Genomic DNA, 13,951 nt, shown 5'->3' with positions numbered 1-13,951 from the left:
TAATGCATGGCGGGTTACTTTTCTATTTTCTTAGTGTTGTTAACGCTAGGCTCAGGATTAATTTGGTTAATTGACCACTTTATGTTTGCGCCAAAGCGTCAGCAACGCATTGCCCTTGCTCAAAACGCAGCAGGTGGCGAATTAGACGAAGAAACCGCTGCATTAATTGCGCCTGAGCCAAGTATCACTGAAACGGCAAAGTCAATTTTTCCGATGATTGCAGCGATCACTATTTTTCGCTCTTTCATTTTTGAACCGTTTCAAATTCCATCTGGTTCAATGATGCCAACCCTATTAGTGGGCGACTTCATTTTAGTGCAGAAGTACTCATATGGCGTTAAAGATCCTATTTGGCGTAGCCAGTTAGTTGATGTTGATGAACCTGAACGTGGTGATATTGTGGTATTTAAATACCCATTAGACGAGCGCGTAGATTACATTAAACGTACGATTGGTTTACCGGGCGATAAAATTGTATATCGCAATAAGCACCTTTATATTCAGCCAAAATGTGCCGAAGGTGTAACGCAGCAAGGTGATTTGCTGTGTAATGAATACAACAAAATTGATATGGAAATCCTCAATAGTGACGAGTTCAAGCAGGGTTCGATGAATTTAGTGCGCTTAGAAGAAAACCTAAGCACATTGAATCATAATATTTTAATTAACCCGCAAGCTCCTGAAATGAAAGGCCGTTATTATCAACAACCAGGTACACGCTCAGACGAGTGGGTTGTTCCTGCCGATCATTATTTCATGATGGGTGATAACCGTGATAATAGCCAAGACAGTCGCTTTTGGGGCTTTGTACCTAAAGAAAACTTGGTAGGTAAAGCCGTCTTTATATGGATGAGTTTTGAATTTGAGAATGGCCCAGATGACTTTTTACCAGGCTGGGTTCCAACTGGTGTTCGTTTTGAACGCCTAGGTAATATTCAGTAACGATGAAAAAAAACGTAACAGAGTTATACAACAAAATAGGTTATACATTTACTGATCAAGCTTTGCTTGAGCAGGCAATGACGCACCGCAGTCATAAAGGCCAACATAACGAGCGCTTAGAGTTTTTAGGTGATTCGATTTTGAGCTTTGTGATTGCGAATGCACTTTACACTAAATTTCCAAAAGCACGTGAAGGTGATTTAAGCCGCATGCGTTCGACCCTAGTTCGTGGTCAAACGTTGGCTGAGTTTGGCCTAGAGTTTGGCTTAGGCGATTACTTACGCTTAGGTCCAGGCGAGCTTAAAAGCGGTGGTTTTCGCCGTGAATCAACCCTTGCTGATGCCGTTGAGGCGATCATTGGTGCGGTGTTCTTAGACTCAAACATTGAACAATGTGGTGAGTTAATTTTAAGCTGGTACGAGTCGCGTCTTGATGCAATTTCGCCGGGCTTAAATCAAAAAGATCCAAAAACATTACTTCAAGAATACTTACAAGCGCGCAAATTATCGTTACCTGGCTACACTGTAATTGATACAAAAGGCCAAGCGCACAATCAAACATTCACGGTTGAATGTATTGTTGAAGGGATGGATAGCATTATCTCAGTAGGTAGCTCACGTCGTAAAGCTGAGCAAAAAGCCGCTGAAAAAGCCTTAAAGATACTTAAAAATGAATCTTGATGATTTAATTAGCAAAGAACCTGCAGAGCTAGACACGCACTGCGGTATGGTTGCCATTGTTGGCCGCCCAAATGTAGGTAAATCAACCTTACTTAACTATATTGTTGAGCAAAAGGTGTCTATTACTTCTCGTAAGCCACAAACCACACGCCACCGTATCATGGGTATTCATACCGAAGGTAAATACCAAGCTGTTTATGTGGATACACCAGGCTTACACGTCGAAGAAAAACGTGCTATTAACCGTTTAATGAACCGTGCCGCATCAAGCTCAATTGGCGATGTAGAACTGATCATCTTTGTGGTTGAAGGCACACACTGGAACGAAGACGATGAGATGGTACTAAATAAAGTACGTCAGAGCGGTCGTCCAGTATTATTAGTTATGAATAAAATTGACCAAGTTAAAGACCGTGATTTAGTGCTTCCGCACATGCAGTTTTTAGGTGGTAAATTTGATTTTGTGGCTATTATGCCGGTCTCAGCAAAGCAGGGTAAAAATATTGATTTAATCAAAGATGAAGTGAAAAAGCGTTTACCGCTTTGTGAGTTTTACTTCCCTGAAGATTACGTAACAGACCGTTCAATGCGCTTTATGGCGGCTGAAGTGATCCGTGAAAAGCTGATGCGCTTTATGGGTGATGAGCTACCATATTCAGTCACCGTCGAGATCGAGCAGTTTAAATGGCAAGAAAACGGTGTTTGGCAAATTAATGGTTTGATCCTCGTTGAGCGTGAAACGCAAAAGCGTATGGTGATCGGCAATAAAGGCGAAAAGCTCAAAGTGATTGGCCGTGAAGCTCGTAAAGACCTTGAAGACATGCTTGATAACAAAGTGTTTTTAGAACTTTGGGTAAAAGTGAAGTCTGGCTGGGCTGACGATGAGCGTGCGCTACGTAGCCTTGGCTATGGTGAAGACTAAGTAAAGTCTTACACGCCATGGATAGCGAATTCTACACAGCATACTTGCTGCACCGACGTCCATTTAGCGACTCGCAAGTCATGCTCGATATGCTGGTAGAAGGCGTAGGTCAGCTGAGAATGCTGGCCCGTGTTAGTGGTCGCCAGGCCACTAAACATAAAGCACAATTACAACCTTTCCAATCTCTGCTCGTACAATATAGCGGCAAGTCTGATTTAAAATACATTAATCGTTTTGAACCCCATGGCCGGCAAACTATGTTGCAGGGTACCGAGCTTTATTGCGGCTTCTATATGAACGAATTAACCAATCGTATCGTACCTATCAATGAGCCGATGGAAAGTGTATATCATCTTTATAAACAGCATCTAGACGAGTTATCATGCACTAAAAACCTACAAGCTGTGCTGCGCTCTTACGAGTTTCAACTATTAGAGATGCTGGGTTATGGCGTTGATTTTAGTGTTGATGCCGAAGGTGATGAAATTAACGATGCAGCAAATTACCAGTACTTTGCTGAATACGGTTTTTTACTGCATGACGACCCCCATAGTGGCTTTTCAGGAAAGCAATTAAATGCCATAGCAGCTCATGACTTTAGCGCCCCTGATGTGTTATATATGGCAAAGCAATTAAGTCGATACCTACTCAAGCCTTTACTTGGTAAAAAGCCATTAAAAAGCCGTGAGTTATTTATTAAGTAGGCTGATGTTCAGCCTTGAATCGTTGTTTTAAACAGGTAAAAAAATGAAAGATATTCTTCTTGGTGTAAACGTTGATCACATTGCCACTTTACGCCAAGCGCGTGGCACGAGTTACCCAGATCCTGCGCATGCTGCAGCTGTTGCAGAGCATGCTGGTGCAGATGGTATCACCATTCATTTGCGTGAAGACCGTCGTCATATTCAAGACCGCGACGTATATGTGATGGCAAAAACGATTCAAACACGTATGAATCTTGAAATTGCAGTCACCGATGAAATGATCGACATCGCCCTTGAAGTGAAACCTGCTTATGTTTGTTTAGTGCCTGAAAAGCGTGAAGAGCTCACCACTGAGGGTGGCCTGGATGTTGTGGGTAATTTTGAAAAAGTAAAAGCAGCAACAGAAAAGTTAACTGCAGCAGGAATTAAGGTCTCGTTATTCATTGATGCCGACAACGCACAACTTGACGCTGCAAAAGCGTGTAATGCTCCATACGTTGAAATTCACACAGGTGCTTATGCCGATGCTGAAAATGACGAAGAGCTTCACACTGAGCTTGAGCGTATTCGTAGCGGCGTACAATATGCTGATAGCTTAGGTTTAATCGTTAATGCCGGCCATGGTCTTCATTATCACAATGTAAAACCTATTGCGGCAATGCCAGAAATTTATGAGTTAAACATTGGTCATGCGATTATTGCCCGTGCAGCGATTGATGGTTTAGAAAAAGCAGTCAGCGATATGAAACGTTTAATGATTGAAGCAAGACTTTGAACTGCCGCTCTTTTATAGACGCTGGTAAGTTTGAATACTGAGCGCGGTGGATATGATATCCACCGCGTTTTTATTTACTCATTTATTTACTCAGATAAACAATAAATTGTGCAAGCAATGAAGATAGCCAAGGCGAAAGGCAGAGTAGGGCCACTAAATATTGATGTTTTTTCTTAAAGCTTTTTAAAACATCATCATCTATTGCCGACAATTCACCTTTCTTGATTGAATGAAAAACCATTGAGTTAGGTTTTGCCTTCATCAAACGGGCTTGGCTTTCGTATGTTTGCCATTGCTCTGTGTAATTGGTTTTTACGTAATTATTAGCTTCAATACTTAGTTTTTTATAGCGGAGGAAAAACCAAGTGATTGAAATAGCACTAAAGATGATAAGTAAGATAAAATACAAAGCAAGCTCCCTTTAATACTTCACTACGCGTGTACCCGTGGAATAAATAATATCTGAACTAGGGCATGAATAGTTAGGTTTTAGCTTTTTGCAAGATTGCTCAGGTGTGTCAAAACAAAAATCAAAGCGAGTTTGGGTTTTCACCGCTTTATCAGTAATATTTTTCGCCAGTTCATTCCAGTGCCAATTAGTGATTACATCTTTTGCTGCAGCGGCAAATACAGGGTTAGTTGAGGCAACTACCTGAATATCTCTAATCTCATTTTGTGGCGTAATGACATACTCAATAGTTGCGCAACCTTCTTTTGCTTGGATAACTGCTTTTTTGGGGTATCTGGCAGGAAAGCGTTCAAGCGGTTGCCATTTTGCTGACTCCATTTCATTATAGCTAACAGCTAAATCTGCATACTCTAATTTTACGGGTTTCTCTTCGGTTGATGTGCAACCAAATACAAACAAACTACCAGCTAGCAATAAATAGTTTTTCATTAATATATTCCTTTATACAATTTATTGAGTGTTCTCTTATCGTTGTTGCTCAACCATTCCCGCATCACTTAACAAGTTATTCAGCTCATCAATCAGCTCAAATAATTCAGGCTCAATGTAATTTAAATCGCAATCGCCTTTTAAAGCGGTTTCGAGTGTTTCTGCAAGTGATTTTAGTTTTGGTACGCCGGTGTAACAACATGCGCCATGGAACTTGTGGACTATACTAAGTACATGTTCACAATCTTCTTTTTCTATAGCTTCATTGAGTAGGCGCAAGGTTTCAGGAACGCTGAGTAACAACATATTGAGCATTTCAAGTGCTAGTTCTTCTTTTCCGCCTGCGCGTTGTAGTGCCAATTGCCAATCGAGGCGGGCACTTTCAAATGGAGGTTCAGAGTCAACTGCGGCAGTTTTGCTACGTTCACGATTAATCGGCGCTTGTGGGCTATGATCGCTAATTATTTGTTTTAGCATGTCTTCATCAATAGGCTTAGTTAAATAGCCTTTAAAGCCATCTTTAAGTAGTTGCTCTTTTTCACCTGCGAGGGCGTGAGCAGTAACCGCAATGATGGGGGTATCTTCATTGAGAGATGACTCGCGAATAAGTTTACATGCGGTAATACCATCCATAATTGGCATTTGGATGTCCATGAAGATCAAGTCATATTTATGGCTTTTACTTAAGCTGTAAGCTTGTGAGCCGTTGTGTGCGGTATCAATTAGCTCAATTTGTTCTTCAAGCAAGGTGCAAATTAGTTTTAGGTTAGCATCGTTATCGTCAACAACCAGTACTTTAAGTGGTAATAATTTTTCATCACCTTGCTCAATGTTATGCACCGGGTGGTCAAGACGGTAAGGCGCAGCAAGTACCTCACATAATTTACGGTGGTTAAGCGGTTTACTTAAGCAAGCATCTGCGCCGCTACCAACAAAGGCTTCACGCATATTATGCGAAACAGTATTAAGCATTATGTATAAATAATCAGTGACAGGACGCACTGCTTTTACATAACTCTTAAGTTGCTGCATATCGTCAATAGTAGCGGTATGGCCAATAATACAAATATCGTAGCTGAAGTCTTTGTTGATCTCATTTAAGAAGCTTTCTTCATCCATGCAGGCGGTAACGCGAGTTTGCCATTCATGCAGTAGCGATAACGTTGCTTGATGGGTATGCTCATGAGGCTCAAGATACAAAATACGCTTATTGATCAGTGATTGTGTTGGTAAGTCACTGGTAATTGAGTTACTTGGCGTTCTGAATACGGCGTTGAACGTAAAGCAGGTACCATTACCAGGTGCTGAGTTTAGGGTAATGCGGCCATTCATCGCTTCAACAATATGTTTAGTGATGATTAACCCAAGACCTGTGCCACCAAATTTACGGGTGATACTAGAGTCTGCTTGGCCAAATGGTGTAAACAACGCATCTTGTTTATCCATAGGGATACCCACACCGGTGTCGGTGACAGACACCAAAATAGAGGCGCGCTCTTCGTCTAATAAGCGATAGCCAACATCAACCTTGATTGAGCCTTTTTCAGTAAATTTAATGGCATTACTTAATAGGTTTATCAAAATTTGTTTAAAGCGGGTCGGGTCGCCAGTTAGGTTGTCTGGTACTTGCGGATGGATAAATATTGAAAGCTCAAGTTGCTTTTCGTGAGCACTTGGTGCCAACAAGGTCATAACTTCATTAATATTGTCACGGAGCTGGAATTGCATTGACTCAAGTTCCATGGCACCGGCTTCTAATTTCGAAAAGTCTAAAATATCACTGATAATGGTAAGTAAGCTATTGGCCGACAGTTCAATGGTATCTAGATAATCCTTTTGATGCTTATTCAGCGGGGTTTTATAAAGCTGACGCGTAAAACCAATTACACCATTTAAAGGCGTACGTAATTCATGACTCATTTTAGCTAAGAAGTCTGACTTTACTCGGTTCGCATCTTGCGCGTCTTTTTTAGCAATACTTAACTGAATATTTTGGGTTTCGTATTGTTCAAGTGTTTCGCGGTAATCAGAGGTTGCTTGGTCAATGTGCTTTTGCATCTCATCACGTTGTACAACCATAGTTTCTGAAATGGTATTTAAACCAGTACGTAAGAGCTCAAACTCGCCAAACATTTTTTGATCAAGTCCGGTGTCTACTTTACCTTCAATGAGTTTGTCGGTAGCTAGTACTAACTTATTAAGTGGCTGAATAAACATCCGAGTTAATCTAAACGCTAATACGGTGGCAAGTATGAGTGCGAGTAAAATCACCACGCCACTGACTAATAATGCCCGTTGCTGGCCAATAATGGCTTGTTGTTTGTTGAGCATGATCACCACAGTGCCCAGCGATGCTTGGTAGCTGTGATGATTCCAAATCATGTCTTGGCGGCTATGATTAATTATGGCAGTAGAAAATGTTAAATAGTGCTCAGAATTTTGTACTTGAATGCCATCCATGCTGTTTGCATTGCTGCTAACAATTTCTTTGAATTCACTTTGGTATTTACTAAAAATCACTAACTCATTGTTTTCATCAAAAATAGCAATTGATTGGATAGCAGGGGAGTGTTTGTTATGTGTATGACTAACTAAGCGAGTTAATAAGGCTTTATCACGCTTTATTAATGGTTGCTCAACAGCAATGGCGAGGGGCTCAATAATAGTCACGCCCTGTTGATACAAAATTTCATCGAGCTCAATGTAACGATTTATTGTAAAATAACCGCCCAGCAACAAGCCTATGATCACAGTCGGTATAAGTGTAAGGGTTAAGACTGAGTCACGTAAGCCAAATTTAGTCATAAAGAATGTTGTTATCATTATTATCGTTGTTTAAGAGTATATACTTACTCCCGCTTTATCAATAATTAAGGTGTTGCCCGATGGCACAGATTTTCAAAGCCAAAAAGAAATCCGTTTCGCAAAAAATGCTAACCCTCAATGTCACTGCTATGGATCACCAAGGGCGGGGCGTTGCTAAGCAGGGAAATAAAGTCTGTTTTGTTAATGGTGCTTTGCCGGGTGAAGAAGTAAAAGCGTTATTGATTGAAGATAAGGCACGTTTTGCCAGTGCAGATTGCAAAAAAGTACTATCAGCCTCAGCGCATAGGGTTACTCCTTTTTGTCAGCATTATCAGGTTTGTGGTGGTTGTCAGCTACAGCACCTTAATGCAGAGCAACAATTGGTTGAGAAGCAAGCTGCGGTGAGTCAGCTGTTTAGCAAGTTTGCTAAAGCTGATGACTTAAATTGGCAAGCACCTCTGCTTAGTGAAGAGCACCATTATCGTCGCTCTGCGCGTATTGCTGTAATGCATGATAAATCCGCAAAGAAAATGCGCGTAGGGTATCGAGCTCAGGGTTCTAAACAATTGGTGAGTATTGAAAGCTGTGATGTTCTGAGCAGCACTTTTAAAGACGTTTTTTCAGTTTTTGATGTTCTTATCAACAGCCATTCAGGTCTGAGCAGTATTAGTCACTTACAATTATGTGAAGCTGATAATGCGGCCTTTGTGGTTATTAGGCATACCAAAGCTATTAATGCAGAGTTAAAAGCCATAGTCGTAGCGGCGTGTGATGAATATAGCTGGCGTGTTGTGTGGCAATCACAAAGTGGTGAAATTGATCACAGTGACCATCCAATGCCGTACTACCAGATACCAGCTTATGATTTACGCTTTGAGTTTGGCCTTGAAAACTTTATTCAAGTTAACCCGCAAGTGAACCAAGCTATGCTGCATCAAGCAAAACAGTGGCTTGATTTACAAGGTCATGAGCAGGTATTGGATTTGTTTTGTGGTATTGGTAACTTTTCATTATTGATTGCAAAGTATGCTAAATATGTTATTGGTGTTGAAGGGGTCGATTCTGCGGTTGCATTAGCAAAACAAAATGCGCAAACTAACTCATTGTCGAATACCGATTTTTATTGTTTTGATTTAACAAAATCAATGCAATCAGCTGCTTGGTTTAGTGCCGAACTTGACGTGTTAGTTCTTGATCCATCACGTACTGGCGCAATGGCTATTTTAGAGCAGTTACCACTTACTCAGTTTAAAACGATTTTATACGTCTCTTGTGATCCTGTTACTTTAGCCCGTGACAGTGCAATTATTTTACAAGCAGGCTTTAGCATTGAAAAAATTGGGCTTATGAATATGTTCCCGCATACCGGGCATATTGAAACGATGGCGTTATTTCACAGGAGGTAAAGCGCACATGGTAGCCACTAGACAGTCACATCAGCTAACTAAGCCGAGTGATTTTGCCAGCCGTATCGAGCTGTTAGCGCTAACAGAAGACAAACATACCTTATTAGAGCAGGCCCACCAACTGTGCCTGCATTGCGATGATGCAAAACGTGAAAACACAGCCATTGAAATGGTGGAGATTTTAGCTGAGCTAAATTTAGATGCAGACTCTCTTGCCACTGCTTTTTTAACGCCTTATTTTTTAGCCGAAAAAATCTCAATTGAGACAGTCACCGAAAAGCTAGGTAATCACGTTGCGTTATTACTAACAGGCGTAAGCCAAATGGCTACCATCAGCACCTTAGCCCATCAAGGAAAAGGCACAGTACAAATCGATAATATTCGCCGTATGCTGTTAGCCATGGTTGAAGATGTGCGCGCCGTAGTGATTAAACTTGCAGAGCAAGTGTGCCACCTGCGTGATGTTAAAGACGCAAGTGAAGAAGAGCGCGTCATTGCCGCTAAAGAAACACGCGACATTTTTGCTCCCCTAGCTAACCGTTTAGGGATTGGTCAGCTTAAATGGGAACTTGAAGATCTTTCGTTCCGTTATTTGCACCCAGATACCTATAAAAATATCGCCAAACAGCTGGATGATAAGCGCCTTGCCCGTGAAGCCTACATGGAGAACATGGTTGCTTTAGTAAAAGCACGCTTGGCTGAAGCAGGTATTGAAGGTGAGGTGTATGGCCGCCCTAAACATATCTACAGCATCTACAAAAAAATGGCACAGAAGAACTACGAGTTCGACCAGCTTTTTGATATTCGCGCTATGCGCATAGTGGTAGAGCGCCTGCAAGATTGTTACGCGGCATTAGGTATCGTGCATACTAACTGGCGCCATTTAAATAAAGAATTTGATGATTACATCGCAACACCTAAGCAAAACGGTTATCAGTCAATTCATACCGTGGTATTTGGCCCAGAAGGTAAAACCGTTGAAATTCAAATTCGTACGAGCGAAATGCACCAAGATGCTGAGCTAGGTGTTGCTGCGCACTGGATGTACAAAGAAGGTGCATTGCCAGGACGAGGTTCAGGCTACGAGCAAAAAATTAGCTGGTTACGTAAGTTACTGCAATGGCAAGAAGAAGTTGTTGATGGCAGTGACCTAGCGGAAGAGCTTAAAAACCAAGTAGTAGAAGACCGTGTTTATGTGTTTACGCCTAAAGGGGATATTTTCGATTTGCCGCTGGGTGCAACACCACTTGATTTTGCTTATTACATTCACTCAAATGTAGGGCATCGCTGTATTGGCGCAAAAGTGTTTGGCAAAATTGTGCCATTTACTCACCAATTAAGCACCGGCGATCAGGTTGAAATTTTAACTCAAAAGCAACCTAACCCAAGCCGTGATTGGTTAAACCCATCGCTAGGTTATATTAAGTCTTCACGAGCACGCTCTAAAATCCATCATTGGTTTAAGCAGCTTGATCGCGATAAAAACTTAAGTGCCGGTAAAGAAATACTCGAAACTGAGCTGCAAAAACTAGATTTAACAACCAAAGATCTAGTGCCAGCAATCGAGCGCTTTAACCTTAAAGGCCTTGACGACCTTATGGTTGCGGTAGGTGCTGGAGATGTTCGCTTAAACCAGTTATTAAACTTCATTAGTGACCGTGAGCATGACGAACCACAAATTAAGTTTAAAAAGCCAAAAAGTGTCACCGGCGATAAGAACGGTATTGTTGTTGATGGGGTAGGTAGCTTAATGAGCCATGTTGCTAAATGCTGCCGACCTGTGCCGGGCGATGAAATTATTGGCTACATTACGCAAGGCCGAGGGATTGCAGTTCACCGTGAAGACTGCGATTCGTTTGAGAAACTTCGTGAAAAGCATCCTGAGCGGGTTATATCAGTAAGTTGGTCAGACGATGTCAATGGCTCTTACTCATTAACGATTAAAGTTGAAGCGACCGATCGCTCAGGCCTTATTCGAGATATCAGCTCAGTGCTTGCAAACGAAAAAGTGAATGTGCTGAACATGAACGTCAACACGGTTGAAGATAAGCAGCTTGCGCTGTTTTCAATGCAGGTTGAAGTACATGACTTATCAAGCACCAACCGCTTATTGTCTAAGTTACATCAAATCGAAGGTGTACATGATGCAAAGCGTGGTCATTCGTAATGTGTGATAAACAGTCAATTGAGCAGTCGCTTGCTATTATGGCCAAACTACGGGACCCAGAATCTGGGTGCCCGTGGGATTTAAAACAAGACTTTAAGTCAATAGTGCCGCATACCCTTGAAGAAGCTTACGAAGTAGCAGATTGCATTGAAAAAGGTGAGCTTACTGAGCTTAAAAGTGAACTTGGCGATTTACTGTTTCAAGTCATCTTTTATGCTCAACTTGCCAAAGAGCAAGGATTATTTGATTTTGCCGATGTGGCTAATACGCTTAATGATAAGTTAGTGCATCGTCATCCCCATGTCTTTGCAGAACAAAGTGAGCTGACTGACGCTGAGCTTTCTGAGCAGTGGCAGGCTATTAAAGCACAAGAGCGAGCAGAAAAAGCAGCTTCACCACAAATGAGCCTGTGGCAAGACATTCCTGATGCTATGCCGGGCCTTTCAAAAGCGAAGAAGATTCAACAGCGTGTAGCAAGCTTAGGGTTTGATTGGCCAAGTTATCATGGTGCGCTCGATAAAGTTGCTGAAGAAGTAGACGAAGTAAAAGAAGCGCTGGCTCACGACCCTTATTCAGAGCACAGTGCAGAAGAGCTTGGTGATTTACTGTTTGCAACAGTGAATGTTGCCCGTCATATTAAGCGCGATCCTGAGCAATTATTACGAAGTGCCAATGCTAAGTTCGCGTCACGCTTTGAAAAAGTGGCTGCTTACTTAGGTGAACGTGGCCAGAGTTTAGAAACGGCTAGCCTTGAAGAAATGGACAACGCATGGGAAGCCATTAAAAAGCAAGCCAAGTAAGTGCATTGTAGAGCAGTTTGGGTACAGTGTAACCAAGCTCGTTTTTTGTGCACTTATTTGCTAATTTTATCTGGATTGATAGCAGCCCCTTTGCTATAATATCGCCCCGTCTTGATTCTATATTATTCCTTTTAATTCCTGATATTCTAGGGTTCGCATGAGTACAAAATTTATCTTCGTAACTGGCGGGGTTGTTTCTTCGTTGGGTAAGGGTATTGCAGCAGCGTCATTAGCCGCTATTTTAGAAGCACGTGGTCTTAACGTGACTATTTTAAAGCTGGATCCTTACATTAACGTTGACCCAGGCACTATGAGCCCAATTCAGCACGGTGAAGTATTTGTAACTGAAGACGGTGCAGAGACTGACCTTGACTTAGGTCACTATGAGCGTTTCATCCGTACCAAGATGACTAGCCGCAACAACTTCACACAAGGTCGTGTTTATGAAGATGTATTACGACGTGAGCGTCGTGGTGAGTACCTTGGTGCAACAATTCAGGTTATTCCACACATCACAAACGACATTAAGCAACGTGTATACGACGGTGCTGAAGGTCGCGATGTAGCAATCGTTGAAATTGGCGGTACAGTTGGTGACATCGAGTCACAACCTTTCTTAGAAGCAATTCGTCAGCTTGGCACTGAAATTGGCCGTGAGCGCGCATTGTTTATCCACCTAACGCTAGTGCCATTCTTAGGCCCTGCAGGTGAAGTTAAAACTAAGCCAACACAACATTCTGTAAAAGAATTACGTTCGATTGGTATCCAACCAGATATCTTGATCTGTCGTTCTGATCGTAAATTACCAAATAACGAGCGCGCGAAGATTGCACTTTTCACTAACGTTGAAGAAAAAGCTGTTATTTCATTACCAGACGTAGAAAGCATCTATAAGATCCCTGCGTTACTTAAGTCACAAGAATTAGATAACTTCGTATGTCGTCGTTTCTATCTTGAGTGCCCAGAAGCAGATTTATCTGAGTGGGAACAAGTGTTATACCAAGAGTCTAACCCAACAGGTGAAGTGACAATTGGTATGGTTGGTAAGTACATCGAACTACCAGATGCATATAAATCAGTAAACGAAGCATTAAAGCATGCAGGTCTGAAAAACCGTTTAACTGTGAACATCGAATACGTTGATTCACAAGACTTAGAAAGTAAAGGTACTGAGTTACTCTCTCACCTTGATGCTATCTTAGTTCCAGGTGGCTTCGGCGGCCGTGGTGTTGAAGGTAAGATCTTAGCGGCTAAATATGCACGTGAAAATAAAGTTCCTTACTTAGGCATTTGTTTAGGTATGCAAGTAGCGCTTATTGAATATGCGCGTAATGTTGCAGGCCTTGAAGATGCAAACTCAACAGAGTTTAATGCTAAATCAGCACACCCAGTTGTTGGTTTAATCACTGAATGGCAAGATGCTGACGGTAACGTTGAAATCCGTGATGAGCAATCTGACCTAGGTGGTACTATGCGTTTAGGTGCACAGAAGTGTCACTTAACACCGGGTTCTAAAGTAAGTGAAGTATACGGTAGTGACGAAATTGTTGAACGTCACCGTCACCGTTACGAAGTGAATAACCACTTTGTAGAGCAGCTTGAAAAAGCAGGCTTAAGTTTCACTGGTTTATCTGAAGATAAGAAACTAGTCGAAATTATCGAGAATAAAGATCACCCTTGGTTTATTGCCGCGCAATTCCACCCGGAATTCACGTCAACACCACGTGATGGTCACCCGCTGTTTGAAGGGTTTGTTGCAGCTGCACACACTCACCAAAAAGCGTCATCGTAATTTAAATAGGCCGTGCTTTATGCACGGCTTATTTGTTTTAATAAGCCAATGGCATTAAGG

General features: G+C 41.8%; 12 protein-coding genes. 9 read left to right on the top strand and 3 right to left on the bottom strand.

What is annotated here, in order from left to right; translation table 11 throughout:
• Window positions 1–6: 6 nt before the first annotated feature.
• Genes lepB through pdxJ form a run of 5 tightly spaced genes read left to right on the top strand, consistent with a single transcriptional unit; the run spans window position 7 to window position 4,023 of the window.
• Window positions 7–942 carry a signal peptidase I gene (gene lepB, locus AOG26_RS09495; protein WP_054562250.1) on the top strand — a complete coding sequence of 312 codons (936 nt, stop codon included), beginning with the start codon at window positions 7–9 and terminating at the stop codon, window positions 940–942.
• A gap of 2 nt (window positions 943–944) precedes the next feature.
• Window positions 945–1,622, top strand: coding sequence for a ribonuclease III (gene rnc, locus AOG26_RS09490; RefSeq protein ID WP_054554337.1), 678 nt, complete (start codon window positions 945–947; stop codon window positions 1,620–1,622).
• Window positions 1,612–2,544, top strand: a complete 933-nt coding sequence (gene era, locus AOG26_RS09485) for a GTPase Era (protein ID WP_054554338.1) — start codon at window positions 1,612–1,614, stop codon at window positions 2,542–2,544. The genes rnc and era overlap by 11 nt, the downstream gene beginning before the upstream one ends.
• Before the next feature lie 17 nt (window positions 2,545–2,561).
• Window positions 2,562–3,248 (top strand): DNA repair protein RecO, encoded by a 687-nt coding sequence (gene recO, locus AOG26_RS09480; RefSeq protein ID WP_054562249.1) that lies wholly within the window; start codon window positions 2,562–2,564, stop codon window positions 3,246–3,248.
• A 43-nt stretch (window positions 3,249–3,291) separates the two neighbouring features.
• The gene (gene pdxJ / locus AOG26_RS09475; RefSeq protein ID WP_054554340.1) at window positions 3,292–4,023 is read left to right on the top strand and encodes a pyridoxine 5'-phosphate synthase; all 732 of its coding nucleotides are present in this window, start codon (window positions 3,292–3,294) and stop codon (window positions 4,021–4,023) included.
• A gap of 82 nt (window positions 4,024–4,105) precedes the next feature.
• Here pdxJ and AOG26_RS09470 read toward each other — a convergent pair whose 3' ends face one another.
• Genes AOG26_RS09470 through barA form a run of 3 tightly spaced genes read right to left on the bottom strand, consistent with a single transcriptional unit; the run spans window position 4,106 to window position 7,726 of the window.
• Entirely contained in the window at window positions 4,106–4,432 is a 327-nt protein-coding gene (locus tag AOG26_RS09470; protein WP_054562248.1) for a hypothetical protein, read from the bottom strand.
• Between the two features lie 12 nt (window positions 4,433–4,444).
• A complete protein-coding gene (locus AOG26_RS09465; protein WP_054562247.1) occupies window positions 4,445–4,921 on the bottom strand; it encodes an energy transducer TonB in 477 nt (158 codons plus the stop codon).
• A gap of 36 nt (window positions 4,922–4,957) precedes the next feature.
• Window positions 4,958–7,726 carry a two-component sensor histidine kinase BarA gene (barA, locus tag AOG26_RS09460; protein WP_054562246.1) on the bottom strand — a complete coding sequence of 923 codons (2,769 nt, stop codon included), beginning with the start codon at window positions 7,724–7,726 and terminating at the stop codon, window positions 4,958–4,960.
• Between the two features lie 80 nt (window positions 7,727–7,806).
• Here barA and rlmD point away from each other — a divergent pair, with 80 nt between their 5' ends.
• The 4 genes from rlmD (at window position 7,807) to AOG26_RS09440 (ending at window position 13,891) form a co-directional block, all read left to right on the top strand.
• Complete coding sequence (gene rlmD / locus AOG26_RS09455; protein ID WP_054562245.1) at window positions 7,807–9,132, top strand: 23S rRNA (uracil(1939)-C(5))-methyltransferase RlmD; 1,326 nt, start codon at window positions 7,807–7,809, stop codon at window positions 9,130–9,132.
• A 7-nt stretch (window positions 9,133–9,139) separates the two neighbouring features.
• Window positions 9,140–11,299 carry a GTP diphosphokinase gene (gene relA / locus AOG26_RS09450; RefSeq protein WP_054562244.1) on the top strand — a complete coding sequence of 720 codons (2,160 nt, stop codon included), beginning with the start codon at window positions 9,140–9,142 and terminating at the stop codon, window positions 11,297–11,299.
• Window positions 11,299–12,099: a nucleoside triphosphate pyrophosphohydrolase gene (gene mazG, locus AOG26_RS09445; RefSeq protein ID WP_054562243.1), complete on the top strand. Its 801-nt coding sequence runs from the start codon at window positions 11,299–11,301 to the stop codon at window positions 12,097–12,099. Before relA ends, mazG begins: the two co-directional genes overlap by 1 nt.
• A 157-nt stretch (window positions 12,100–12,256) precedes the next feature.
• Entirely contained in the window at window positions 12,257–13,891 is a 1,635-nt protein-coding gene (locus AOG26_RS09440; protein ID WP_054562242.1) for a CTP synthase, read from the top strand.
• Window positions 13,892–13,951: the final 60 nt, after the last annotated feature.

The sequence above is a fragment of the Pseudoalteromonas sp. UCD-33C genome (assembly GCF_001306895.1).
Taxonomy (GTDB): Bacteria; Pseudomonadota; Gammaproteobacteria; order Enterobacterales; family Alteromonadaceae; genus Pseudoalteromonas.
The sequence above is the reverse complement of the archived record's forward strand: the minus strand, read 5'-3'. Positions and strand labels throughout refer to the sequence as shown.